Origin of the sequence: Dietzia sp. CH92, assembly GCF_032248695.1 — a bacterium.
Taxonomy (GTDB): Bacteria; Actinomycetota; Actinomycetes; order Mycobacteriales; family Mycobacteriaceae; genus Dietzia.
On record NZ_JAVHXC010000002.1, the window covers coordinates 134,085 to 158,450 of the forward strand.

Annotated in this window: 20 protein-coding genes; 4 read left to right on the forward strand and 16 right to left on the reverse strand. The window is 71.6% G+C overall.

Annotation, left to right across the window (positions count from 1 at the left end; genetic code table 11):
• Positions 1-62: 62 nt before the first annotated feature.
• From RWK90_RS04015 to RWK90_RS04050, 8 genes are all read right to left on the reverse strand, one after another.
• Complete coding sequence (locus RWK90_RS04015) at positions 63-752, reverse strand: 3-oxoacid CoA-transferase subunit B (RefSeq protein ID WP_314034990.1); 690 nt, start codon at positions 750-752, stop codon at positions 63-65.
• Positions 752-1,528, reverse strand: a complete 777-nt coding sequence (locus RWK90_RS04020; RefSeq protein WP_314034992.1) for a CoA transferase subunit A — start codon at positions 1,526-1,528, stop codon at positions 752-754. Before RWK90_RS04020 ends, RWK90_RS04015 begins: the two co-directional genes overlap by 1 nt.
• Before the next feature lie 31 nt (positions 1,529-1,559).
• Entirely contained in the window at positions 1,560-3,209 is a 1,650-nt protein-coding gene (locus RWK90_RS04025) for an AMP-binding protein (protein ID WP_314034994.1), read from the reverse strand.
• 61 nt (positions 3,210-3,270) lie between these two features.
• Positions 3,271-4,137, reverse strand: a complete 867-nt coding sequence (locus RWK90_RS04030; protein ID WP_314034996.1) for a CoA ester lyase — start codon at positions 4,135-4,137, stop codon at positions 3,271-3,273.
• Positions 4,134-4,667, reverse strand: a complete 534-nt coding sequence (locus RWK90_RS04035) for a MaoC family dehydratase (RefSeq protein WP_314035916.1) — start codon at positions 4,665-4,667, stop codon at positions 4,134-4,136. Before RWK90_RS04035 ends, RWK90_RS04030 begins: the two co-directional genes overlap by 4 nt.
• Before the next feature lie 26 nt (positions 4,668-4,693).
• Entirely contained in the window at positions 4,694-5,839 is a 1,146-nt protein-coding gene (locus RWK90_RS04040; RefSeq protein ID WP_314034997.1) for an acyl-CoA dehydrogenase family protein, read from the reverse strand.
• On the reverse strand, positions 5,832-7,919 hold the full coding sequence (locus RWK90_RS04045) for an acetyl/propionyl/methylcrotonyl-CoA carboxylase subunit alpha (RefSeq protein WP_314034999.1): 2,088 nt from the start codon (positions 7,917-7,919) through the stop codon (positions 5,832-5,834). The genes RWK90_RS04040 and RWK90_RS04045 overlap by 8 nt, the downstream gene beginning before the upstream one ends.
• An 8-nt stretch (positions 7,920-7,927) precedes the next feature.
• Complete coding sequence (locus RWK90_RS04050) at positions 7,928-9,502, reverse strand: carboxyl transferase domain-containing protein (RefSeq protein WP_314035001.1); 1,575 nt, start codon at positions 9,500-9,502, stop codon at positions 7,928-7,930.
• 627 nt (positions 9,503-10,129) lie between these two features.
• On the opposite strand from RWK90_RS04050, the gene RWK90_RS04055 reads away from it, so the two are divergent.
• Positions 10,130-10,420, forward strand: a complete 291-nt coding sequence (locus RWK90_RS04055; RefSeq protein ID WP_314035002.1) for a DUF1540 domain-containing protein — start codon at positions 10,130-10,132, stop codon at positions 10,418-10,420.
• A gap of 31 nt (positions 10,421-10,451) precedes the next feature.
• On the opposite strand, the gene RWK90_RS04060 is transcribed toward RWK90_RS04055, so the two are convergent.
• Positions 10,452-11,129 carry a hypothetical protein gene (locus tag RWK90_RS04060; protein ID WP_314035004.1) on the reverse strand — a complete coding sequence of 226 codons (678 nt, stop codon included), beginning with the start codon at positions 11,127-11,129 and terminating at the stop codon, positions 10,452-10,454.
• Positions 11,130-11,275: 146 nt separating this feature from the next.
• Between RWK90_RS04060 and RWK90_RS04065 the strand changes: the two genes are divergently transcribed.
• Both RWK90_RS04065 and RWK90_RS04070 read left to right on the forward strand, forming a co-directional pair.
• The gene (locus tag RWK90_RS04065) at positions 11,276-12,760 is read left to right on the forward strand and encodes an amidase (protein ID WP_314035006.1); all 1,485 of its coding nucleotides are present in this window, start codon (positions 11,276-11,278) and stop codon (positions 12,758-12,760) included.
• 6 nt (positions 12,761-12,766) lie between these two features.
• Entirely contained in the window at positions 12,767-12,955 is a 189-nt protein-coding gene (locus RWK90_RS04070; protein WP_314035008.1) for a hypothetical protein, read from the forward strand.
• A gap of 36 nt (positions 12,956-12,991) precedes the next feature.
• On the opposite strand, the gene RWK90_RS04075 is transcribed toward RWK90_RS04070, so the two are convergent.
• Entirely contained in the window at positions 12,992-13,459 is a 468-nt protein-coding gene (locus tag RWK90_RS04075; protein WP_314035010.1) for an Lrp/AsnC family transcriptional regulator, read from the reverse strand.
• 167 nt (positions 13,460-13,626) lie between these two features.
• Between RWK90_RS04075 and RWK90_RS04080 the strand changes: the two genes are divergently transcribed.
• Positions 13,627-17,265 carry an indolepyruvate ferredoxin oxidoreductase family protein gene (locus RWK90_RS04080; protein WP_314035011.1) on the forward strand — a complete coding sequence of 1,213 codons (3,639 nt, stop codon included), beginning with the start codon at positions 13,627-13,629 and terminating at the stop codon, positions 17,263-17,265.
• Between the two features lie 122 nt (positions 17,266-17,387).
• Here the strand turns inward: RWK90_RS04080 and RWK90_RS04085 are convergent, their stop codons facing one another.
• The 6 genes from RWK90_RS04085 to sucC all read right to left on the reverse strand — a co-directional run bounded on the left by RWK90_RS04085 (position 17,388) and on the right by sucC (position 24,284).
• Positions 17,388-18,041 carry a TetR/AcrR family transcriptional regulator gene (locus RWK90_RS04085; RefSeq protein WP_314035013.1) on the reverse strand — a complete coding sequence of 218 codons (654 nt, stop codon included), beginning with the start codon at positions 18,039-18,041 and terminating at the stop codon, positions 17,388-17,390.
• Between the two features lies 1 nt (position 18,042).
• Entirely contained in the window at positions 18,043-19,623 is a 1,581-nt protein-coding gene (gene purH, locus RWK90_RS04090) for a bifunctional phosphoribosylaminoimidazolecarboxamide formyltransferase/IMP cyclohydrolase (protein WP_314035015.1), read from the reverse strand.
• A complete protein-coding gene (gene purN, locus RWK90_RS04095) occupies positions 19,620-20,264 on the reverse strand; it encodes a phosphoribosylglycinamide formyltransferase (RefSeq protein WP_314035017.1) in 645 nt (214 codons plus the stop codon). Before purN ends, purH begins: the two co-directional genes overlap by 4 nt.
• Before the next feature lie 63 nt (positions 20,265-20,327).
• Positions 20,328-22,061, reverse strand: a complete 1,734-nt coding sequence (locus RWK90_RS04100) for a DUF6350 family protein (protein ID WP_314035019.1) — start codon at positions 22,059-22,061, stop codon at positions 20,328-20,330.
• Positions 22,062-22,193: 132 nt separating this feature from the next.
• Complete coding sequence (gene sucD, locus RWK90_RS04105; RefSeq protein ID WP_314035021.1) at positions 22,194-23,096, reverse strand: succinate--CoA ligase subunit alpha; 903 nt, start codon at positions 23,094-23,096, stop codon at positions 22,194-22,196.
• Between the two features lie 21 nt (positions 23,097-23,117).
• Positions 23,118-24,284: an ADP-forming succinate--CoA ligase subunit beta gene (gene sucC / locus RWK90_RS04110; RefSeq protein ID WP_314035023.1), complete on the reverse strand. Its 1,167-nt coding sequence runs from the start codon at positions 24,282-24,284 to the stop codon at positions 23,118-23,120.
• Positions 24,285-24,366: the final 82 nt, after the last annotated feature.

The window sequence follows — 24,366 nt, forward strand, 5'->3', positions numbered from 1 at the left end:
TCCGGGGGCGCTGTGGCCGCGTGGGGCACGTCCGGGCGGGGGCCCGGTCGGCGGTGGTGTCGTCACCTCTGCTCGGCGGTCGCCCGGAGCTCGTCGGAGACGCGGAACGGGGCGTCGGTGGCGGCGGTGATCTGCTCGAGGCTCACCCCGTCGACCAGTTCGATGAGCGTGAGCCCGTCGGCGTCACGGTCGAACACGCCGAGTTCGGTGATGATCCGGTCGACGCAGCCCAGCCCGGTGAGCGGCAGGGTGATCTCGGAGACGATCTTGGAGGAGCCGTTCTTGGCGACCTGGTCCATCACCACCACGATCCGGCGGGCGCCCACCACGAGGTCCATGGCGCCGCCCATGCCCTTGACCATGGCGCCCGGCACCATCCAGTTGGCGATGTCGCCGGCGGGGTTGACCTCCATGGCCCCGAGGATCGCGACGTCGATCTTGCCGGAGCGGATCATGCCGAAGCTCATCGCGGAGTCGAAGATCGCCGAGCCGGGCAGGGTCGTCACGGTCTCCTTGCCGGCGTTGATGAGGTCGGGGTCGACGTGGTCCGGGTGCGGGTAGGGGCCGATGCCGAGCAGCCCGTTCTCGGACTGCAGGGTGACGTTGACGCCCTGCGGCACGTAGTTCGGCACGAGGGTGGGCAGGCCGATCCCGAGATTGACGTACTGACCGTCCTCGAGTTCGAGGGCCGCGCGGGCGGCCATGGCCTTGCGGTCGCGCCCGAGCCGGGCGGGGGTGGCGGCGGTGCTCATCAGCGCTGTCCTTCCGTGGGCGGGGTGGTGGTGGTCTTCTCGATCCACTTGGTCTGCGCGACCTGCTCCGGGGTCAGCTCGACCAGGCGGTGGACGAAGATCCCGGGCAGGTGGATGTCGTCGGGCGCGAGTTCCCCGACCTCCACGACCTCCTCGGCCTCGACGATGCACACGCGTCCGGCCATCGCGGCCAGGGGCGAGAAGTTACGCGCGGTGAGGTTGAACCGCAGGTTGCCGCTGCGGTCGGCCACCGCGGCCCGCACCAGCGAGTAGTCGGCCTCGATGGCCTGCTCGAGGACGTGGGTCTCGCCGCGGATCTCGCGGGTCTCCTTGGGCGGGGAGGCCACGGCGACGCCGCCGTCGGAGTCGTACTTCCACGGCATCCCGCCGTCGGCGACGAACGTGCCCACGCCGGTACGCGTGTAGAACGCCCCGATCCCGGAGCCGCCTGCGCGCATCCGCTCGGCCAGCGTGCCCTGCGGGGTGAGCTCCACCTCGAGCTCACCGGACAGGTACTGCCGGGCGAACTCCTTGTTCTCCCCCACGTAGGACGCGACGATGCGGCGCAGTTTGCCGCTCTCGAGCAGGATCCCCAGGCCCTTGCCGTCGACGCCGGCGTTGTTGGAGAACACCTCGAAGTCCCCCACGTCGCGGGCGGCGAGCGCCTCGATCACGATCTGCGGGATCCCGCACAGGCCGAAACCGCCGGCGGCGATCGACGCCCCGTCGGGGATGTCCGCGACGGCCTCGGCCGCGGTCATGAGTTTGCTGGACATTCACCACTCCTTGGATTGGACGGGCGGGCGGTCAGGCGATGCCGAGGATCTCGATGGCGCTCTTGCGCATGTCGACCTTGCGCACCTTGCCGGTGACCGTCATGGGGAACTCGTCCACCACGTGGACGTACTTCGGGATCTTGTGCCGCGCGAGCTTGCCGGTCGCGAACTCGCGGACCTCCTCGGCGGTGAGGTCGTCGCGTCCGGGCTTGAGCCGGACCCACGCCATGAGTTCCTCCCCGTACTTGGGGTCGGGCACGCCGATCACCTGCGCGTCGAGGATGTCGGGGTGGGTGTAGAGGAACTCCTCCACCTCACGCGGGTAGATGTTCTCCCCGCCGCGGATCACCATGTCCTTGATGCGGCCGGTGATCCGCACGTAGCCGTCGTCGTCCATCTCGCCGATGTCCCCGGTGTGCATCCACCCGTCCTCGTCGAGCGCCTCGGCGGTCTTGTCCGGCTGCTCCCAGTAGCCGAGCATGACGCTGTAGCCGCGGGTGCAGAACTCACCGGCCTCCCCGCGCGGGAGCGTCTCACCGGTGGAGGGGTCGACGATCTTGATCTCCAGGTGCGGCCCGACGCGGCCCACGGTGGACACGCGCCGGTCCAGCGAGTCGTCGGAGCGGGTCTGGGTGGACACGGGCGAGGTCTCGGTCATGCCGTAGCAGATCGACACCTCGTCCATGTTCATCCGCTCGATCACCTGGCGCATCGTGGACTCCGGGCACGGCGACCCCGCCATGATGCCGGTCCGCAGGGTCGACAGGTCGTAGGAGTCGAAGTCCTCCAGCGCGAGCTCGGCGATGAACATCGTCGGCACCCCGTACAGGCTCGTGCACTTCTCCTGCTCGACCGCCTTCAGCGACGCGACCGGGTCGAAGGCGGGGGCCGGGATGACCATGCACGCGCCGTGCGTGGTGCACGCGAGGTTGCCCATGACCATGCCGAAGCAGTGGTAGAAGGGCACCGGGATGCACACCCGGTCCCGCTCGGAGTAGTTGATGAGCTCGCCGACGAAGTAGCCGTTGTTGAGGATGTTCGAGTGCGAGAGCGTCGCACCCTTGGGGAAGCCGGTGGTCCCGGAGGTGTACTGGATGTTGATCGGGTCGTGGTTCGTCAGGGTCCCGCGGATGCCCGCGAGGACGTCCGCGTCGGTCGGGCCGGAGACCATCGCCTCCCACTCCTCGTCACCGAAGAGCACCACGAGTTCCAGATCCGGGCAGTTCGGCTGGACCTGCGCGAGCATCCCCGTGTAGTCGGAGTCCTTGAACTGCGGCGCCGCGATCACGGCCTTGATCCCGGCCTGCGTGAGCACGAACTCGAGCTCGTGGACGCGGTAGGACGGGTTGATGTTGACCAGCACGGCACCGATCTCCGCGGTGGCGTACTGGACCATCACCCACTCCCACCGGTTGGGCGACCAGATGCCCACCCGGTCGCCGGCGCGGATGCCGAGCCGGTGCAGTCCCGAGGCGAGCCGCCGGACGTCGGCGTGGAACTCGTCGTAGGTCCAGCGCCGGCCGGACTGGACGTCGACGAGCGCGTCCCGGTCCCCGAACCGCTCGACGGTCGCCGCGAGGTTGTCCGGGATCGTCTCGGTGAGCAGCGGGACGTCGGTCTCCCCGCGCGTGTGCGACAGGGCGGGGTCGAGGGGGGTGGAATCGAGATCGGTGGTGGTCATCTCGGTACTCCTTGAGGGCGGGGCCGTCTGGCCCGGGGACGTCAGGGTCAGATGCTGGGGGTCACGGGGACACGGCCGCGGCGCGACGCATCGTCGCCTCGGCCTGGCGGAAGACGGGACCGTCGACCATGCGCCCGTCCAGCTGGAAGACGCCCTGGTTGTGCTCCGCGGCGGCGAGGACCTTCCGGGCCCAGGCCACCTCGTCGTCGTCGGGCGCGTATGCCTGTCGCACCACCGCCACCTGGGACGGGTGGATGCAGGCGGTACCGGAGAACCCCAGGGCCACGGCGTCGAGCGCCTCGGCGCGCTGACCGTCGGTGTCGGCGATGTCGAGGTGGACCGAGTCCACCGCCCACCGGCCGAACGCCGCGGCGGCGAGCGCCACCCGGGCGCGGGCGTGCCGGGGCACGTCGCGGTACTCGCCCGCCACGCGGGGGCCGCCCGCCTCGGCGGTCGAGAACCGGCTGGTCGAGCCGCCCATCGCGGCGAGCAGGTCCTCGGCCCCCCACATCATCCCCGCGCAGCCCGGTGCCGAGGCGATCTCCTCGGCGCGGACCACGCCCAGCGGCGTCTCCACCAGGGCGAGGATCGCCGCCCCGGTCGCCGCGTGGACGTCGGCCACCTGCGCGGCCGACTCCGTCTTGGCGAGCATGACGCAGCGGTAACCCGTCTCCGCGACGGCCTCGAGGTCCGCGTCGTGGTCCTCGGTGCCCACCGGGTTGACGCGCACGATCGTGCGCTCCGGGTCCAGGGCCGAGGCACGCAGCGCGTCCCTCGCCGCCGGGCGGCCCGCGGGCGCGACGGCGTCCTCGAGGTCGAGGATCACCACGTCCGCGCGGTCGGCGGCCTTGCCGTACCGCTCGGGCCGGTCGGCCGGGCAGAACAGCAGCGCGGGCCCCGGCGGGACCCAGGTCGGGGCGGGGGTCATGCCGTCCCCTCCCCCGCCTGCGCGTCCGGCGTGGCCGTGCCCGACCCCGCCGGCCGCTTGCGCACGAGGGTCTTGCGGACCGCGCGCGCGACGACGTCGCCGTGCTGGTTACGGCCGATGTGCTCGAGGGTGACGATCCCCTCGCCCGGCCGCGACTTCGACTCCCGCTTGTCCGTGCACACGGTCTCCGCGTACAGCGTGTCGCCGTGCAGCACCGGCTTGGGGAAGCTCACCTCGGAGAACCCGAGGTTGGCCACGATCGTGCCCTGGGTCAGCTGCGCGACCGACAGGCCCACCAGCGTGGACAGGGTGTGCATCGAGTTCATCAGGCGCTCGCCGCCGAAGCCCGGCTGCTCGGCCGACCACGCGGCGTCCAGGTGCAGCGCCTGGGTGTTCATGGTGAGCGTCGTGAACAGGACGTTGTCCGTCTCGGTCATGGTGCGGCCGGGGCGGTGCAGGTAGGCGGTGCCGACCTCGTACTCCTCGAACCACAGACCGCGCTGGACGACCTGCTTGCGCTGCCCGTTCACAGCCTGATCACCCCCGGCCTGATCGCTCACAGCCCCAACCCCCGGGCGATGAGCATGAGCTGCACCTCGGTGGTGCCCTCACCGATCTCGAGGATCTTGGAGTCACGGTAGTGCCGCGCCACCGGGTACTCGTTCATGAAGCCGTAGCCGCCGTGGATCTGGGTGGCGTCGCGGGCGTTGTCCATCGCCGCCTCGGAGGCGACCATCTTGGCGATCGCGGCCTCCTTCTTGAACGGCTTGCCGGCGAGCATGAGACGCGCCGCCTCGTAGTAGGCGCACCGGGCGGTGTGCGCGCGGGCCTCCATGCGAGCGATCTTGAACGAGATCGCCTGGAACTCGCCGATCTTGCGGCCCATCGATTCGCGCTCCCGGGCGTACTTCACCGACTCGTCCACACAGCCCTGCGCGGCGCCGGTGGCCACGGCGGCGATCGCGACGCGGCCCTCGTCGAGGATCGACAGGAAGTTCGCGTACCCACGCCCCTCCTCGCCGAGCAGGTTCTCCACCGGCACGCGCGCGTCCGCGAACGTCAACGGGTGGGTGTCGGAGGAGTTCCAGCCGACCTTGTCGTAGGCCGGCTCGGCCGTGAACCCGGGCGTGCCGGCCGGGACGATGATCGTCGAGATCTCCTTCTTGCCGTTCTCGCGCACGCCGGTGACCGCGGTGACGGTGACCAGGGAGGTGATGTCGGTGCCGGAGTTGGTGATGAACTGCTTGTTGCCGTTGATCACCCACTCGTCGCCGTCCCGCTTGGCGGTGGTCTTGGTGGCACCGGCATCCGACCCCGCGCCCGGCTCGGTCAGCCCGAATCCGGCGAGCTTCCGGCCCGCGGCAAGGTCCGGCAGCCACGTCTCGCGCTGGGCGTCGGTGCCGAAGTGGTAGATCGGCATCGCGCCCAGACCCACGCCCGCCTCGAGCGTCATGGCGGTCGACTGGTCGACGCGGCCCAGCTCCTCCAGAGCCAGGGCGAGCGCGAAGTAGTCACCGCCCATGCCGCCGAACTCCTCGGGGAACGGCAGGCCGAACAGTCCCATGTCGCCCATCTGCGCCACGACCTCGTACGGGAAGGTGTGGTTGCGGTCGTGCTCGGCGGAGGCCGGGGCCACCACCTTGTCGGCGAACTCGGCGACCGTCGACTTGAGGTCCGCGTAGTGCTCTTCCAACTCAGGCATCGCCTGCTCCTTCGGGTTCTTCGGTGGAGGGGTGGGGCTCGACGGTCGCGAGCACGTGGTCGGCGGGCACCTGCTCGCCGGTGGTGACGTGCACCCGGACCACACCGTCGATCGGTGCGGCGAGCGAGTGCTCCATCTTCATGGCCTCGACGGCCACGATGTTCTGGCCGGCCGTGACCTCGTCCCCGTCGGCGACGAAGCACGCGATGACCGAACCGGGCATGGGGCTGAGGATCTGACCGTCCGCCGCCCCGGCGTCGTGGATGCGGGAGTCGATGAGCGGGAGCAGCCGCAGGTCCCACGTCCCGCCGTCGCCGGCCACCCAGAAGGTGTCCGACGCCCGGGGATCGCGCGACCGCACGACGGTCCACCGCTGCTGGGTGCCGTCGACCGTCAGCCTCAGCGAGGCGCCGTCCCGGGCGACCCGCGCATGATGCCGGGCCGAGACCGTCGGTTCCTCGGTGGAGCCGATGGTGGCGTCGGTGATGGTCACCTCGGCGTCGTCCGGCGTGCCCCTCAGGCCCACGGTCACGGCCTCGGACCCGGCGCCGGAATCGAGGCGGGTCCACACCTCGGCGCGGCCCCCGACCCGCCAGCCGTTCGGCACGTCCCACGGCCCTCGCCGGTGCGCGGGGACGCGGGCCCACCGCTCCTCGGTGCGGTGCATCGCCACGGCGATCAGCGCGCCCTCGGGCGGTGGCGTCGCCACGTAGTCGTCGACAGACCGGTCGAGCAGGCCCGTGTCCAGGTCGCCCGCGATCACCTCGGGGCGTCCCAGGAGGAAGCGGCAGAAGTCGACGTTCGTCCGCAGACCGAGCACGTGGGTCCCGGCCAACGCCGCGTCGAGACGCGCCAGCGCCTCCGCGCGGTCGGCGCCGTGGGCGATGACCTTGCCCAGCATCGGGTCGTAGTCGCTCCCGACGACCGTGCCGACGCGCAGACCCGAGTCCACGCGGATCCCGTCCCCGGACGGCTCCTCCAGTCCCAGGACCGTGCCGCCGGTCGGCAGGAAGCCCTTCGCCGGGTCCTCGGCGTACACGCGCGCCTCGATCGCGTGGCCGGTCAGCGTGACGTCCTCCTGACGCAGCGTGAGTTCCTCACCCGCGGCGATCCGCACCTGCCAGTCGACCAGGTCGACGCCCGTCACCATCTCCGTGACGGGGTGCTCCACCTGCAGCCGGGTGTTCATCTCCATGAAGAAGAACTCGTCCGGCGAGTGGGCCGAGACGATGAACTCGACCGTGCCGGCGCCCACGTAGCCCACCGACCGGGCGGCGTCGCACGCGGCCTGACCGATCCGCTGCCGGGTGGTCTCGTCGAGCAGCGCGCTGGGCGCCTCCTCGATCACCTTCTGGTGGCGGCGCTGCAGCGAGCACTCGCGCTCCCCGAGGTGGATCACGTTGCCGTGCCGGTCCGCGAGGACCTGCACCTCGATGTGCCGCGGGGTGTCGACGAACCGCTCGAGGAACAGGGTGTCGTCCCCGAACGCCCCCGCCGACTCCCGGCGCGCGGACTCCAACGCGGCCGGCAGATCGGCCGGGTCGGTGACGCGACGCATCCCCTTGCCGCCACCGCCCGCCGAGGGCTTGACGAGGACCGGGTAGCCGACCTCCTCGGCGCCGGCGATGAGCTCGTCGTCGGTCAGTCCCGGCCTGGAGATCCCGGGCACGGTGGGCACGTCACGCTCGGACACCGCCGCCTTGGCGGTGATCTTGTCGCCCATGGTCTCGATCGCCGACGCCGGCGGCCCGATGAAGATCAGGCCCGCCTCGTCCAGCGCGCGGGCGAACCGCGCGTTCTCCGACAGGAAGCCGTAGCCCGGGTGCACGGCCTGCGCACCGGTGCGGCGGCAGGCGTCGATCACCTTGTCGACGTCCAGGTAGGACTGCGAGGCCTGCGCCGGTCCCAGACGGACCGCCGCGTCGGCCATCCGGACGTGGAGGGCGTCGGCGTCCGCGTCGGAGTAGACGGCGACCGACCGGATCCCGGCGGCGCGCAGCGAGCGGATCACGCGGCACGCGATCTCTCCCCGGTTGGCCACGAGGACGGTGTGGAGTTTCTGTGTCGGGTTCTCAGACATCGCGCTGCTCACATCCTGAAGACGCCGTTGTTGACCGGCGCGAGAGGGGCGTTGGCCGCGGCCGCGAGGGCCAGGCCGAGGACGGTGCGGGTGTCGGCGGGGTCGATGATCCCGTCGTCCCAGAGGCGGGCCGTGGAGTAGTAGGCCGTCGACTGCTCCTCGAACTGCTCACGGATCGGGGCGGTGAACTGCTCCTGCTGCTCGTCGGTCCACTCCCCGCCCGACTTGGTCACCTGCGCCGCGCGCACGGAGGCCAGCGTGTCCGCCGCCTGCGGGCCGCCCATCACGGCGATGCGCGCGTTGGGCCACATCCACAGGAAGCGCGGCGAGTACGCCCGCCCGCACATCGAGTAGTTGCCGGCGCCGAAGGAGCCGCCCACCACGACGGTGAACTTGGGCACGCGCGCGCAGGCCACGGCGGTGACCATCTTGGCCCCGTTCTTGGCGATGCCGCCGGCCTCGTACTGCCGACCCACCATGAAGCCGGTGATGTTCTGCAGGAACACCAGCGGGATCTTGCGCCGGTCGCACAGTTCGATGAAGTGCGCGCCCTTGAGTGCGGATTCGGAGAAGATGACGCCGTTGTTGCCGATGATCCCCACCGGGTGCCCGTGGATGTGGGCGAAGGCGGTGACCATCGACGTGCCGTAGTTCTCCTTGAACTCGGTGTACTCGCCGCCGTCGACGATCGTGCCGATGATGTCGCGCACGTCGTAGGGCTGGCGGGAGTCGACGGGGACCAGATCGTAGAGGTCGGTCTGCGGGCGTGCCGGCTCGCGGGGCTCGAGCACCTCCCAGTCCGGCGCGGGCGCGGGCGGGCAGGTCGCGACGATCTCGCGGACCTTCATCAGCGCGTCGTAGTCGTCGTCGGCCAGGTGGTCCACCACGCCGGAGGTCTTGGCGTGCAGGTCGCCGCCACCGAGCTCCTCGGCGGTGACCTCCTCCCCCGTCGCAGCCTTCACCAGCGGGGGGCCGGCGAGGAAGATCGTGCCCTGGTTGCGGACGATCACGGCCTCGTCGCTCATCGCCGGGACATACGCGCCGCCGGCGGTGCACGAGCCCATCACCGCGGCGATCTGCGGGATGCCCTTGGCCGACATCGTGGCCTGGTTGTAGAAGATCCGGCCGAAGTGGTCCCGGTCCGGGAAGACCTCGTCCTGCTGCAGGAGCATCGCGCCGCCCGAGTCCACGAGGTAGATGCAGGGCAGGTTGTTGGCCAGCGCCACCTCCTGGCCGCGCAGGTGCTTCTTCACCGTCATCGGGTAGTACGTACCGCCCGAGACGGTGGCGTCGTTGGCGATGATGAGGCATTCGCGGCCGGAGACCCGACCGATCCCGGCGACGACGCCCGCGGCCGGTGCCTTGCCTCCGTACATCTCCTCCGCGGCGAGCGGCGAGAGCTCCAGGAACGGGCTGCCCGGGTCGAGCAGAACGTCCACCCGCTGCCGGGCGAGAAGCTTGCCGCGTTCGAGGTGGCGTGCACGGGCCTTCTCCCCGCCGCCCTGCGCGGCCCGCTCGAGGCGCTCCCGCAGGTCGGCGAGCAGTTCCTCGTGGGCCTGGCGATTGGTGGTCGCGGAAGTCATCAGCGCCGCTCCCTTTCAGTTAAGTCGGATTAACTGAATTCGACGATAGTGCCGCGGCTCACAAATGTCCAGAGCCGCCGGAGACTCCCTCAGCCGGGCGGCTCTGGACCGGCCCGGACGCAGCCGCGCGCGGCCATGGCGTCTCGCGCGCACCGCTGCGCACGCCGGACGCCATGCAGAGGGGCGGCGACGTGGATCGCCGTACATTCGCGGAAGCGAGACGCCATGGACAGGAGCGGCTGCGATGCACGAGACGGCGTCGGCCGGAGCGAGATGGCGCCAGCGGGAGCGAGACGGCGCCGGCGGGAGCGAGACGCCATGGACAGGAGCGGATGTCGGGGACGCACCGCCTCGGCGTCGGCGAGGGGCAGCCCCGTCGAGGCCCCGTGAACGCGCCGCCGAGGTCCCGGCCGTCGCCCCCACCGCAGCCGCCCCAGGGGCCGTGCGGGGCAGCTCGTCCGGAGCGCCGCGGCGGCTCGCGGAACCATGCAAACGGCCGCATACGTGCAGGCAGAGAGCTTAGGCTCGCCTCACTTAGCACAGCCTCAACTTGCTTGCAAGTCGGATCCGTTCGGTGTTGACTCGGAGCCACACCGCCCAGCCACTGCCACACGAGGAGCGATCGTCATGGCCACTCTCACCGGAATCAGCACCTGCACCGTCACCGCGTGCTCGTTCAACAGCGATCAGAGCTGCAGCGCCGGCGCAATCACCGTGGCGGGAGCCCCCGACCACGCCGAGTGCGGCACCTTCATCTCGCTGGACGTCCGCGGCGGCCTGCCCACCGCGAGCGCTCATGTCGGCGCCTGCCAGCGAGTCGAGTGCGCCCACAACAAGGACCTGCTCTGCTCGGCGGACTCGGTCAAGATCGGCGCCGGCGCGGACACCGCCGACTGCCTCACCTACACCCCGGCCTGACCCACACGGGCCCGCGCGGGCGAATCGCCTCTCAGCTGGCGCGGGCCACGTACTGACCCATCTCGCGGACGACGTCGTTGACGCACTCCGCCCGGGTCACGAACGGCAGGTGGATGACATCGGCATCGGTACCGAGAGCGGTCAGCAGGTGCAGACCGTCGGCGTCGACGCCCAACACATACGGCGGCTGAGCCGGGTCCCCCGACCCGGCCAGCATCGCCAGATCAGAACCGAAGCGCGCCCGGATCTCGTCCGCGAGACCGGGCGCCTCGCATGCCAGCGGGTCGGAGGGGACCGCGTCCAGATGGGCGGCGTCGACCGTGCCCTCGTGGCCGAGCCGGCGTACGTCGACCTCGCCGAGCTCGATCTCGATCTCGACGATCCAGCCCTCGCCCCGGCGGGCCGCGCGCGCGACACCGAAGCCGTAGAGGCTCGCCACATGGACCTTCGCCTCGACGATCGGGGCGAACTCGTCGATCATCACCACGACCTCGACCGAGTCGCCGGGCGCGACCATCAGGCCGGACCAGGGAGCCGGGGTCCCCGTCACCACAATCGTCCCGTCACCGATCCAGCGATGCCCTGCGGAGACCATCACGTCCGAACGGTCCTTGGAACCGCGAACGGCAACCGTCGCGATGCCCGATCCGTCGAGGAGACGGCGCGCGCCCGTGGTGACCGGATCCGACACGATCGGGTGCGCTGCCATCGATGAGACCTCCAGATTCGGCACCAAATGCGGGCTCGCATTAGGTGACCCTTGCCTTAGTTAGCTACTCCTAAGATCCATGTGCACGGGCGATCTGTCAAGAGGTGGCCCCCGAAAACCGGGTCGCGTCGCCCTACAGTGGGGGCGTGAGCGACGCCACAGACACGGCCGACGCGGGTACGGGCAGGTCCATCACCGCCGCCCCACCCGCCCGTGCTCGGCGCCTCCACGCCTTTCGCGACGACGCGCTCGGGTACGACGACGCCACCGGACTCGCCGCGAGACTCCGTGCGGGCGACGTCTCGGCCACCGAACTCCTCGAGGCGGCCGCCGAGCGGTGCGCACTGGTCGACCCGTCCCTCGGCGCACTCGTCTTCACCGATCTCGACCGCGCCCGGGCACGCGCCCGCCGGGTGGGACGCTCCGAGATGTCCGCTCCCCTGGCGGGCGTCCCGTCGGCGTTCAAGGACGCCGTGAGGGTCGAGGGCGCACCGATGCGCGTGGGCTCCCCCGCGGTGCCGGACACGCCCGCCCTGCACGACGGCCCCTACACACGGGCGTTCCGGGCCACGGGGCTGAACCCGCTCGGGATCACCGCGATGCCCCCGTTCGGCTGGACCGCCGCCACCGAGAGGCAGGGCGGACTGGTCACCCGGAACCCGTGGGACACCGGCCGGACCAGCGGCGGCTCGTCGGGCGGGTCCTCCGCGCTGGTCGCCGCCGGCGCCCTCCCTATCGCACACGCCAACGACGGCGGCGGCTCGATCCGCATCCCCGCCGCGGTCACCGGGCTCGTGGGGTTCAAGCCGAGCCGGGGACGCCACCCGGACGAGGCGTTCTCCCGGCACATGCCGATCCCCATCATCTCGCAGGGAGTCGTCTCCCGATCCGTCCGCGACACCGCCCTGTTCCTCACGGCCTTCGAGTCCGGGTGCCGCCCCCGCGGGGTCCCGCCGATCGGTCGGGTCGCGGCAACGCCCTCCCGGCGGTTACGGATCGGGCTGGTCGACCACAGCCCGGCAGGTGACGGGACCGACCCCGCGACGCTGTCCGTCCTGCACGAGACCGCCGGTCGCCTGGAAGAACTCGGCCACGAGATCATCCCCACCCCCGCTCCCGTGCCGCCGGGGTTCCGCGAGGACTTCATCGCCTACTGGGGACTGCTCGCGCTGAGCACCTCGACCTCCGGCCGCTCGCTCTTCGACCCGGAGTTCGACGCCACCCGCCTCGACCCGTTCACCGTGGGGCTGGCGCGGATGGCCCGCCAGAGGCTCGCCGCGATCCCGGGGCACCTGTACCGGCTCGCGCGGGCCCGCCGGCGGTTCGACGCGAGCTTCGGCGACCTCGACGTGTACCTGAGCCCCGTGGTCGCACACGAGACCCCCGAGGTGGGCTATCTCGACGCGGAGCTGCCGTTCGAGACCCACCTGGAGAGGGTGTCGAACTGGGTGACGTTCACCCCGCTGCAGAACATCGCCGGGTCGCCGGCCGTGTCGGTGCCGGCCGGGCACGCACCGGACGGCATGCCGATCGGCGTCCACCTCTCGGCGCGGCGCGGCGAGGACCGCGTCCTCCTCGAGCTGGCCTCCGAGTACGAGGCCGCCCACCCCTTCACCCCCATCTGGTCCTGACCGCCCGTGATCGCGGTCGTCGCCGGCCTGGCCGTCGTCACGCTGCTCGTCGTGCAGAACGTCGGCGGGGCGGCCGTGGCCCGGTGGTTCGCCTCGCAGACCGCCCTCAGCGGGAGCGCGTACCTCGCGCTCACGGCGGTCCTCGCCGGCGGGTTGGCCTACCTCGTCCTGCGGCGGGACACCCCGGCGAGCTGACCGGGGCGCACGCCGCCCCGCGCCCGCCACGCCGCGTCAGTCGCCGAGGAGCTGCGTGACGCGCGGTCCGACGCGCTGACGCAGGATCACCTCGGTCCGCGTCCGCAGGACCCCGGGGGTCGCGATGAGGGCGCTGAAGACCTCCTCCAGATGGGCGTGGTCGCGGGCCACGACGCGGCAGACGAGGTCGAACTCCCCCGCCACGCTCATCACCTCGAGCACCTCGGGCACCTCGGCCAGGCCCGCGCAGGTCGAGTCGAGCTCCGCCTGCGCCAGCTGGACGTGGACCAGCGCGCCGAGCGGGTACCCCAGGGCGGCGGGGTCGAGTCGGGGCGCCCAGGAGGCGAGGACGCCGCGGGCCTCGAGCTTGTCGAGCCGTGCCTGCGCGGTGCCGCGGGCCACCCCGAGCCGTCGGGAGAACTCGCGGACGCCGACCCGGGGGTCGGCCATGACCACCCTGAGGAGGCGTCGGTCGGTGTCGTCCATCGGGGGCGTGTGCTCCATGTGCCCAGGGTAGACGACGACGACAACGCATCTGGTCCACTTTGTCCCGCATAAGACACTTCCGATTGTGCAGACTGTTCGGCCGATCGATGACCGCGTGACGCACCTCACAAACCGTCCTAGCCTGGTGTGTAGACCCACGACCTCACACAGGCCAGGTGTTGATCATGACCTCTCTTCTCGGCCCCTCGAACGGCACCCACGACGACCTCCCGCGGTTCGGTCGGGCGGACGCCGGATCGTTCTCCCTCTCCGACCGCTACACCCGCGAACGCGGCACCGTCTACCTCACCGGCATCCAGGCGCTGGTGCGGACGGTGCGCGACCGCGCCAGGCTGGACCGGCGCCAGAACCTGCTCACCGCGAGCCTGGTGAGCGGCTACGAGGGATCCCCGCTCGCGGGCTACGACCTCGAACTCGCCCGTCGGGCGGAGTTCCTCGACCCGTTCGACATCGTCCACCGCCCGGCCCTCAACGAGGAGGCGGGCGCCACCGCGGTGATGGGCTCGCAGCTGGCACGCCGCACCGGCACGCTGCGGGCCACCGCCCACACCGGCGGCGCCCCGCTCCAGGGCGTGGTGGGCTACTGGTACGGCAAGGCGCCGGGACTCGACCGCGCCACCGACGCCCTGCGGCACGCCAACCTCATCGGCACCGACCCGAACGGCGGGGCGGTGGTGATGGTCGGGGACGACCCCGGCGCCAAGTCGTCGACCGTGCCGTGCGCCTCGGAACTCGCGCTCGCCGATCTGTACATGCCGACCCTGTACCCGGCGGACTCGCAGGACGTGCTGGACTTTGGCGTCCACGCGGCGATCCTGTCCCGCGTGTCCGGCCTGTGGTCGGCGCTGAAGATCTCCGCCCACGTCGCGGACGCCTCGTCGACCGCGCTCGTCGACCCCGACCGGATCCTGCCCGTCTACGGTGATCTCGGCACCAGCCCCCACGTGCCCTCGGGTCACCTCCTGGGCTCGAACCTCATGGAGCTCGAGCAGAACCAGCTCACCATCCGCCTGCCCCGGGCACTCGAGTACGCCCGACTCAACCGGCTCAACCGCATCGTGCAGTCGACGGCGGACGACCGGATCGGCATCGTCGCGGCCGGCAAGACCTACCTCGACGTACGTGAGGCGCTGCGCCGACTCGGTATCGACGACGACGAACTGGGCCGTCGCGGTATCCGCGTCCTCAAGCTCGGGATGATCTACCCGCTCGAGCGGACGATCCTCGACGAGTTCATGACCGGCCTCGACGAGGTGATCGTCGTGGAGGAGAAGCGCGACTTCATCGAGACCATGATCCGCGACATCCAGTTCCGCAGGCCCGGGGTCGCGAACGTCGTCGGCAAGGCCCACGAGGACGGCTCCACGCTGTTCAGCCGGTTCGGCGAGCTCGACGTGGACTCGGTGACCCGCGGGCTCGCGCAGCGGCTCGGCACGGTCCACGGGATCGCCTCCGCCGCGGCCTGGCTCGACGGCCCGGGGCGCGTGCGCACCCGCATCGCTCTGCCGCTCGCGGCCTCACGGACCCCCTACTTCTGCTCGGGGTGCCCGCACAACAGCTCCACCAAGGTCGCCGACGGCACGCTGGTCGGCGGCGGGATCGGCTGCCACGCCATGGTGCTCATGATGGACGAGCAGCAGGTCGGCCACGTCACCGGCGTCACCCAGATGGGCGGCGAGGGGATCCAGTGGACCGGGATGGCCCCGTTCCTCGAGGAACAGCACATGGTGCAGAACGTCGGCGACGGGACCTTCATGCACTCCGGTTCGCTGGCCCTGCGCGCGGCCGTCGCGTCCGGGGACAACATCACCTACAAGCTGCTGTACAACGGCACCGTCGCCATGACCGGCGGCCAGGACCCGGTGGGCGAGATGAGCCTGCCGGAGATCGTGCGCCTGCTGGAGGCGGAGAAGGTCGCCAAGATCGTCGTCACCACCGACGACGTCAAGGCCACGAGGGCCCGGGGACTCCCGCGCGGTGTGGAGGTCCGCGACCGCGTGGACACCCTCGAGGTCCAGCGCGAGCTCGCCGCCATCCCCGGGGTGACGGTCCTCGTACACGACCAGTACTGCGCCGCCGAGAAGCGCCGTCACCGCAAGCGCGGCACCTACCCCACCCCGGACCGGCGGGTGGTGATCAACGAGCGCATCTGCGAGGGCTGCGGCGACTGCGGGAAGAAGTCCAACTGCCTGTCCGTGCACCCGGTCGACACCGAGTTCGGACGCAAGACGCAGATCGACCAGTCGACGTGCAACCTCGACTTCTCGTGCCTGCAGGGCGACTGTCCCGCCTTCGTGACGGTCGTACCCGGGACCCGCTCCGAGCGGGTCGCCACCGCCCCCGCCCTGGCCGCCGGGGATCTCCCCGAACCCGCGCGCGCCGAGGTCGACCCCCGGCGGGGATTCTCGCTACGCCTGACGGGCATCGGCGGGACGGGGATCGTCACGGTCTCGGCCGTCCTGGCGACCGCGGCCGTCCTCGACGGCAGGTCCGCCCGCACCCTCGACATGACCGGCCTCGCGCAGAAGGGCGGCGCCGTCGTCTCCGACGTCCGCGTCTCCCTCGCCCCGGTGGAACAGCCTCCCAAGATCGGGGCGGGCGACTGCGACCTCTACCTGTGCTGTGACGGTCTCGTCGGCGCCGACGCCACCCACCTCAAGGTGGCCCATCCGGACCGCACCACCGCCGTGGTGTCGACCACCCGGATCCCCACCGGCAAGATGGTGATCGACACCGCCGAGCACTACCCCGCGACCGCGGACATCCAGGGCGTCATCGACCGTGCCACCGCGCGCGGTGTCTACCTGGACCCGGGCGCGTTGACGGAGGGGCTGTTCGGGTCCACGCAGACGGCCAACATGCTCATGGTGGGCGCGGCCTACCAGAGCGGTGCGTTGCCCATCTCCGCCGAGTCGATCGAGCGCGCCGTCGAGCTCAACGGAGTCGCGGTCGAGGCGAATCTCCAGGCGTTCCGTCGCGGCCGTCAGGCGGTCGCCGACCCCGCGGCGCTGTCGGCCCTGCTCGACGGGCTGCACCGCCACGCGACCGGCAGCCCCGCCGCGGCAGATCGCTCCGCCGGGGCGGACGGCCCCACCGCGGCGCCCGGGCTCTCCCCCGCCGCCGCGCGGGTGCTCGCGGGGCTCGACGCGGACGCGTCCGACGAGCTGCGTGCGGTCGTCGCCCGGCGGGTCGACGAGCTCATCGCCTACCAGGACGAGGCGTACGCCGCCGACTACGTCCGTCGGGTGGAGGCGGTCCGCGCCGCCGAGGCGCTGCAGGACGCCCCGGCGGAGTCCCTGGCCCTGGCGGTGGCGCGCAACCTGTACAAGCTCATGGCCTATAAGGACGAGTACGAGGTGGCCCGACTCGCGGTCGACCCGGAGTTCGCGGCCCGACTCGACGAGGACTGGGGCGAGGGCGCGGTGGCCAGGCTGCAACTGCACCCGCCGGCCCTGAGGGCGCTGGGGATGAAGAAGAAGATCTCGATCGGGCCGGGTGCCATGCCGGCGATGCGGGCGCTGGCGCGGATGAAGCGGCTGCGCGGCACCCCGTTCGACGTCTTCGGCTACGCCGGCGTCCGGCGGGTCGAGCGGGAGCTGCTGGACGAGTACCGCGTCCTGGTCGACGAGCTCGCCGACGGCCTCCGACGCCGTGGACCGGCGGGCCGCGACGCGGCCTGGTATGGCACCGCCGTGGCGCTGGCCGAGCTGCCGGACATGGTGCGCGGCTACGAGGAGGTCAAGCTGGCAGGCGTCGCGCGGTACAGGGAAGAGATGGCCCGCCTCCGGGCGGAGCTGGGCTGACGCCCCACCCCGCGGCGCCCCACCCGCGGCGCCCCACCCCCTCGGAAATCCGCTACTCCCGCTCCGGATCCGCTACCCCTATGCGAGTAGCGGATCCGGACGGAGGGTAGCGGATTCCGGGGTCACGCCCGCAGGGCCGCCGAGGCCATCGCGGTGAGGACGGTGCGCAGCTCGGCCTCGGCCATGGCGGGCAGGCGGGGGCTCGAGTTGAGCAGCCCGAACACCGCGTGGACGTGGGCGCGCGCCTGGGTGGAGCTCAGCTCGGGGCGGAGGCGGACGAGAGCGTCGACCCAGAACTCGGCGTACTCACGCTGCAGGGTCCGCACCTCGTGCCTCGGCCCCGCGGGCAGTGACCCGAGGTCGCGGAACTGCACGCTGATGAGATCGGGTTCGGTGGCCACGAAGTCCACGTGGACGCCCAGTAGCGCGTCGAGCACCCCGGCGGGATCGCCGCCCCGCTCGACGGCCGCGCGGCCCCCGTCACGGAGCCGCCGGGAGATGTCGAGGAGCATCTCGGCGAGGACGTCCTCCTTGGACGAGAAGTAGCGGTACATGCCCGGTCCGGAGATCCCGACCTCGGCACCGATGTCGTCCAACCGCACGGCGTGGAAGCCGCGGCGGGCCATGAGCCGGGCCGCGGCGACGAGGATCTCGCCGCGCCGCCGCGCCTTGGCCAGGGCCCGCGGGGTCAGCGGGGCCGCGGAGACACCGGCCGCCGGGCCGGCCCCCTCCGCGTCGTGGTCCACCCCGCCGCGCGCGGCCCCGGAGTCCGCCATCTCAGTGGAAGAAGTGCCGTGCGCCGGTGAAGTACATGGTGATGCCGGCCTTCTCCGCGGCCTCGATCACCTCGGCGTCGCGCACGGACCCGCCGGGCTGCACGACGGCGCGGACGCCGGCCTCGGCCAGCACCTCGAGCCCGTCAGCGAAGGGGAAGAACGCGTCGGAGGCGGCGACCGACCCGGTGACGCGGTCCCCCGCGCGCTGGACGGCGAGCCGCGCCGAGTCGACGCGGTTGACCTGGCCCATGCCCACGCCGACGGTCGCGCCGGAGTGCGCGAGCAGGATGGCGTTGGACTTGACCGCCCGGCAGGCGCGCCACGCGAACAGCAGATCCCGCAGGGTCTGCTCGTCGGCGTCCTCGCCGCAGGCCTTGGTCCAGCCGGCGACGACGTCGCCGGTCGCGTCGAGGGCGTCGCGCTGCTGCACCAGCACCCCGCCGGAGATCTGCTTGCGCTCCACCTCGTCCCCGACGGGCGGCTGCGCCTCGAGGATCCGGATGTTCTTCTTGCGGGCGAGGATCTCCACGGCGCCGTCCGCGTAGGACGGGGCGATGATCACCTCGGTGAAGATCTCCGCCACCTGCTCGGCCATCTCGACGGAGACCTCGCGGTTCGCGGCGATGACGCCACCGAACGCGCTGACGGGGTCACACTCGTGGGCCGCGCGGTGGGCGGCGGCGATGTCGGCGTCGATCGCGATGCCGCAGGGGTTGGCGTGCTTGATGATCGCGACGCACGGCTCGGCGTGGTCGTGGGCCGACCGCCAGGCCGCGTCGCCGTCGACGTAGTTGTTGTAGCTCATCTCCTTGCCGTGCAGCTGGCGCGCCTGCGCGAGCCCGGGCGCCGCCGCGGCGTCGGTGTAGAGCGCGGCGCTCTGGTGCGGGTTCTCGCCGTAGCGCAGCGTCGCGACGAGGTCGAGGCTCTGGCCCTGCCAGACCGGGTAGCCCTCGTCCGCGCCTGTGCCCTCTGCGGCGCCCGCGCCGGACGTCTGGTCGGTCATCCAGGTCGCCACGGCCACGTCGTAGGCGCCCGTGTGGCGGAACGCGGCGGCGGCGAGGCGTCGGCGCTGGTCGAGGGTGAACCCGCCCGCGACGACGGCCTCGAGGGCCTCGGCGTAACCGGCCGGGTCGACGAGGACCGCCACGGAGGGATGGTTCTTGGCCGCCGCGCGCACCATCGAGGGTCCGCCGATGTCGATCTGTTCGACGCACGCGTCGAAGTCGGCGCCGGAGGCGACCGTGTCGGTGAAGGGATAGAGGTTGACGACGACGAGCTCGAACGGCTCCACCCCGAGGTCGGCGATCTGCTCGAGATGCTCGGGCTTGCGGGTGTCGGCGAGGATGCCGGCGTGGACCCGCGGGTGCAGGGTCTTGACGCGGCCCTCGAGGCACTCCGGGAACCCGGTCAGCGAGTCGACGGGCGTCACGGCGACACCGGCGTCGGCGATGCGCTGGGCGGTCGAGCCGGTGGAGACGATCTCGACCCCGGCGTCGGCGAGCCCGCGGGCGAGCTCTTCCAGCCCGGACTTGTCGTAGACGCTGATGAGGGCACGGCGGACGGGCCTGCGGGAGTCGGTCACTTCAGGTGCACCTTTCGACCTTCGATGTGGAGTCGGCCGCTGGCGGCGGCCGCGAGAACGTCGACGAGCAGTTCGCGCTCGACGACCTTGATGCGTTCGTGCAGGGAGGGCTCGGTGTCGCCGGGAAGGATCTCGACGGCACGCTGCGCGATCACCGGACCGGTGTCGACACCGGCGTCGACGAGGTGGACGGTGCAGCCGGTGACCCGCACCCCGTAGGCGAGGGCGTCGCGCACGGCGTGGGCGCCGGGGAACGACGGCAGGAGCGCCGGATGGGTGTTGACGACGCGGTCCGCGAACCGGCCCAGGAACTGGGCGCCGAGGATGCGCATGAAGCCGGCCGAGACGACCCAGTCGGGCGAGAACCCGCCCACCGTCTCCGCCAGCGCCCGGTCCCAGTCGGTGCGGTCGGCGTGGTCGCCGGGACGGACGACGGCGGTGGGGAGGCCGGCGCGTTCGGCGCGGGCCACGGCCTCGCAGTCCCGGTCGGAGACCAGGGCGATCACGCGGTACGGGCAGTCGGCCCTCGTCGCGGCGTCGAGGACGCTCTGGGCGAGGGTGCCGGAGCCGGAGGCCAGCAGGACGATCCCGCACGAGGCGCCGGCCGGGGCCGCGACACCGGAGGACTCGGTTCCCGCCACCTGGTGTGCTCCCGCCCGTCGATCCGGCAGCCCGCCGGTCGCGCGGGCCCATCGGATGGCAGTCTAGTCGGCCGGTCTCGGGGCGTCGTCAGGCAGACCGTCGGAATCCTCGTGGACCGGCTCAACCGGAGCGGCCTCCGCGCCGGCGGGCTCCGCGGCGTCGGCGGCACGCGCGTGGGCGGCGCCCGCCTCGACCTCGGCTCGATCATCGTCAGCCCCGGCCGCATCGGCCGGAGGGGTCACCTCATCCGTCTCGTCCGGCATCGCCTCGAACGGCTCCCCCGTCGGCACGTCCGCGGCGGGCGGGTCCACGTCCCCGGCTTCCGATGGCGGGCCCCCGTCGATGGCCGCGCCCGACTCACCGGGCTGCTCGACGTGAGCCGTCGAGTCGGCGCCGCCGGCCGCATCGTCGTCGAGGGGATCGACCTCGTCGTCGTCGTGCCCGTCCCCTTCCGCCTCGGCGTGCCCGATCCCCGAGACACCCGCGCGCCGCCGTGGCGCCCCCGCGTCGGGCTCCGTGGTCGCGGGCCCCTCCGTGGCGAATTCCTCCGTGGCAGGGTCCTCCGCGGCGGTCACGTCGGCGACGGCAGTCCCCGCACGTCGACGGCGACGTTCCAGCTCACTCTCCGCGCGCTCGCGGCGCCGGGTCAGCCCCGCCAGCGACAGGGCGATGGTCGCCGACGAGATGATCCCGAACAGCAGCAGCGCCATCCCCGCCGCGATGAGCGACCCCGTGCCCACCGTCCCGAGGACGCCGAGCTCGCCACCGGCCACCACCGGGCTCACCGCGATCACCGACGCCACGACCGCGGCGGCCACCCACGCCGCCCTCACCGCGTCACCGGTCGTGCGGAACCAGTGCGCGACGGACCGCGCCAGTACCGCCGCCACCAGGACGGTCACCAACAACAACCCCTGGACCGCCCAGTGCGGATTGGTCGTGGGCAGCACCGCCGCCAGCGGGACCTCCGGCATCGGCCCCCGCGACACCGCGAACACGCTGTACGAGGCCTGGCCGAGGTGCGCCTCACCCCCCACGAGCAGCGAGGCCCCTCCGATCACCACGTTGGGCAGATACGCCGCCGAGATCGCGGTGAGGGCGGCCGTGCCCACGAGATCCCTGCCGATCCCCAGCGCCGTGGCGACGGGCTCCCACGCCGCGACCAGACCGACCAACACGAGGAGTGTGACGACCGCCCAGGTCGCCGCCACGAACGCCGCGCCCAGATGGAGGCCCCCACGCACCCAGAGGGGCACCACCTCGCGCAGGTCGCGACGGAAGTACAGCCACACCCCCAGCCCCGCCCCCACGACGGCGACCGTGGCCGTCCACGACAGGGCCGAGGGCAGCGACGACTCGCGGACCGCGAAGTCCGAGGCGCCCGAGCCCACCAGCAAGGTCGCCAACCCGGTGAGCAGCAGGCCCGCGACCGTCACGCCGGCCACCGCCGCGCCGGCCTCGCGGGCGCCCGGCTGCTCCACGTCCGCGAGCACCGCGCGCGTCTGCCGCGCCAACACAGCCACGTAGAGCAGCGGCGGCAGCAACGGCAGGAACCCGAGTTCGACGGCGTCCACCGTCAGCGGCACGCGGTTCAGCACCAGCCACTCCACGGCGACCACCGCGAACAACGCATCGAACCCGTCGGAGGTGAACACCAGCACCGCCAGCGTCACCGCCGCCAGCACGAGCACGGTGACGATGACGGGCAGGGCCGCGGCCGCCGCCGTCCACAACAGCGAACGGGCGCCCGCGGGAGACCGTCGGACGGCGGGCCGGATGACGCGTGGGGGACTCACGCTGACCACCGTAGAGAGCCGGTCCGACATGACCACCCCCGGCACGCCGCGACCCCCGCCATCCTGGTGGATGACGGGGGTCGCGACAGCAGCTCACACTCGGCCACCCCTACGGGGCGGCCGCGGCGTGGATTACAGCGAGTCGAGGATCTCCTTGGCGAGCTGCGCGGTCTCGGACGGCGTCTTGCCGACCTTGACGCCGGCGGCCTCGAGGGCCTCCTTCTTGGCCTGCGCGGTACCCGCGGAGCCGGAGACGATGGCGCCGGCGTGGCCCATGGTCTTGCCCTCGGGAGCCGTGAAGCCCGCGACGTAGCCGACGACCGGCTTGGTCACGTTGGCCTTGATGTAGTCGGCCGCGCGCTCCTCGGCGTCGCCGCCGATCTCGCCGATCATCACGATGACCTTGGTCTCCGGGTCGTTCTCGAAGGCCTCGATGCAGTCGATGTGCGTGGTGCCGATGATCGGGTCGCCGCCGATGCCGATGGCGGTCGAGAAGCCGTAGTCGGCCAGCTCGTACATCATCTGGTAGGTCAGGGTGCCCGACTTGGACACGAGACCGACCGGGCCCTTGCCGGCGATGTTGGCCGGGGTGATGCCGACGAGCGACTCGCCCGGCGTGATGATGCCCGGGCAGTTGGGGCCGATGATCCGGGTCTTGTTGCCCTTGGCGAGGTTGTAGTTCCACGCGGTGGCGGTGTCCAGGACCGGGGCGCCCTCGGTGATGACCACGGCGAGCGGGATCTCGGCATCGATGGCCTCGATCATCGCGTCCTTGGTGAACGGCGGCGGCACGAAGAGGATCGTCACGTCGGCCCCGGTGGCGTCCATGGCCTCCTTCACCGAACCGAAGACGGGCAGCTCGATGTCGTTGCCGGCGGCGTCCTTGTGGGACACGGTGGTGCCGGCCTTGCGGGCGTTGACGCCGCCGACGATCTGGGTGCCGGCCGCGAGCATGCGGGCCGTGTGCTTGGTGCCCTCGCCGCCGGTGATGCCCTGGACGATGACCTTGCTGTCCTTGTTGAGGAAGATCGACATGTGTGTAAGGTCCTCTGTTTCTTACTTGGCGGCCAGCTCGGCGGCCTTGTCGGCGCCGGAGTCCATGTTGTCGGCCAGGGTGACGAGCGGGTGGTTCGCCTCGGCGAGGATCTTGCGACCCTCCTCGACGTTGTTGCCGTCCAGACGCACGACGAGCGGCTTGTTGGCCTCGTCGCCCAGGATCTCGAGCGCCTTCACGATGCCGTTCGCGACCGCGTCACAGGCGGTGATGCCACCGAAGACGTTGACGAACACGCTCTTGACCTGCTCGTCACCGAGGATGACGTCCAGGCCCGCGGCCATGACCTCGGCGGACGCGCCGCCACCGATGTCGAGGAAGTTGGCGGGCTTGACGCCACCGTGGTTCTCGCCCGCGTAGGCGACGACGTCGAGGGTCGACATGACCAGACCGGCACCGTTACCGATGATGCCGACCTCACCGTCCAGCTTGACGTAGTTGAGGTCGTTCTCCTTGGCCTTCTGCTCGAGCGGGTCGGTGGTGCCCGCGTCGGCGAAGTCCTCGAAGGTGTCCTTGTGACGGAACTCGGCGTTCTCGTCCAGCGTGACCTTGCCGTCGAGGGCGAGGATCTCGTCGTTCGGCGTACGCACGAGCGGGTTGACCTCGACCAGCGAGGCGTCCTCCTTGACGAAGACCTCGTAGAGCTTGGCGATGGTCACCGCAGCGGCGTCCAGCACCTCCTCCGGCAGGTGGCCGGCCTTGGCGATCTCGCGGGCCTTGGCCACGTCGACGCCCTCGGTGGGGTCGATGTTGATCTTGGCGAGGCGGTCCGGGGACTCCTCTGCGACCTGCTCGATCTCGACGCCGCCCTCGACCGAGCACATGGCCAGGTAGTTGCGGTTCGCGCGATCGACGAGGAAGGAGATGTAGTACTCCTCCGCGATGTCGCTGGCCTCGGCGACCAGCAGCTTCTTGACGATGTGGCCCTTGATGTCCAGGCCCAGGATGTCCTCGGCCCGGGCACGAGCCTCCGTGGCATCCTCCGCCAGCTTGACGCCGCCGGCCTTGCCGCGGCCGCCGACCTTCACCTGTGCCTTGACGACGACAGGCTTGCCGATCTCGGCCGCGACCTTCTCGGCCTCTTCCGCGGTGTCCGCGACGCGCCCCGGGGTGGTGGGCACGTCATGCTTCGCGAAAAGAGCCTTTGCCTGGTATTCAAAGAGATCCATCAGCTCACCATCTTGACGTGGGTAGATTCGCCCGGCCCTGTTGTAAAGCCGAGTCCTGCCTCATCCTAGGCGCGCGGTGTGT

Excerpts from the sequence above, each read along its gene's own strand:
- RWK90_RS04015 (WP_314034990.1), bottom strand. The coding sequence starts at position 752 with ATGAGCACCGCCGCCACCCCCGCCCGGCTCGGGCGCGACCGCAAGGCC.
- RWK90_RS04020 (WP_314034992.1), bottom strand. The coding sequence starts at position 1,528 with ATGTCCAGCAAACTCATGACCGCGGCCGAGGCCGTCGCGGACATCCCC.
- RWK90_RS04025 (WP_314034994.1), bottom strand. The coding sequence starts at position 3,209 with ATGACCACCACCGATCTCGATTCCACCCCCCTCGACCCCGCCCTGTCG.
- RWK90_RS04030 (WP_314034996.1), bottom strand. The coding sequence starts at position 4,137 with ATGACCCCCGCCCCGACCTGGGTCCCGCCGGGGCCCGCGCTGCTGTTC.
- RWK90_RS04040 (WP_314034997.1), bottom strand. The coding sequence starts at position 5,839 with ATGCCTGAGTTGGAAGAGCACTACGCGGACCTCAAGTCGACGGTCGCC.
- RWK90_RS04045 (WP_314034999.1), bottom strand. The coding sequence starts at position 7,919 with ATGTCTGAGAACCCGACACAGAAACTCCACACCGTCCTCGTGGCCAAC.
- RWK90_RS04050 (WP_314035001.1), bottom strand. The coding sequence starts at position 9,502 with ATGACTTCCGCGACCACCAATCGCCAGGCCCACGAGGAACTGCTCGCC.
- RWK90_RS04055 (WP_314035002.1), top strand. The coding sequence starts at position 10,130 with ATGGCCACTCTCACCGGAATCAGCACCTGCACCGTCACCGCGTGCTCG.
- RWK90_RS04060 (WP_314035004.1), bottom strand. The coding sequence starts at position 11,129 with ATGGCAGCGCACCCGATCGTGTCGGATCCGGTCACCACGGGCGCGCGC.
- RWK90_RS04075 (WP_314035010.1), bottom strand. The coding sequence starts at position 13,459 with ATGGAGCACACGCCCCCGATGGACGACACCGACCGACGCCTCCTCAGG.
- RWK90_RS04080 (WP_314035011.1), top strand. The coding sequence starts at position 13,627 with ATGACCTCTCTTCTCGGCCCCTCGAACGGCACCCACGACGACCTCCCG.
- RWK90_RS04085 (WP_314035013.1), bottom strand. The coding sequence starts at position 18,041 with ATGGCGGACTCCGGGGCCGCGCGCGGCGGGGTGGACCACGACGCGGAG.
- sucD (WP_314035021.1), bottom strand. The coding sequence starts at position 23,096 with ATGTCGATCTTCCTCAACAAGGACAGCAAGGTCATCGTCCAGGGCATC.
- sucC (WP_314035023.1), bottom strand. The coding sequence starts at position 24,284 with ATGGATCTCTTTGAATACCAGGCAAAGGCTCTTTTCGCGAAGCATGAC.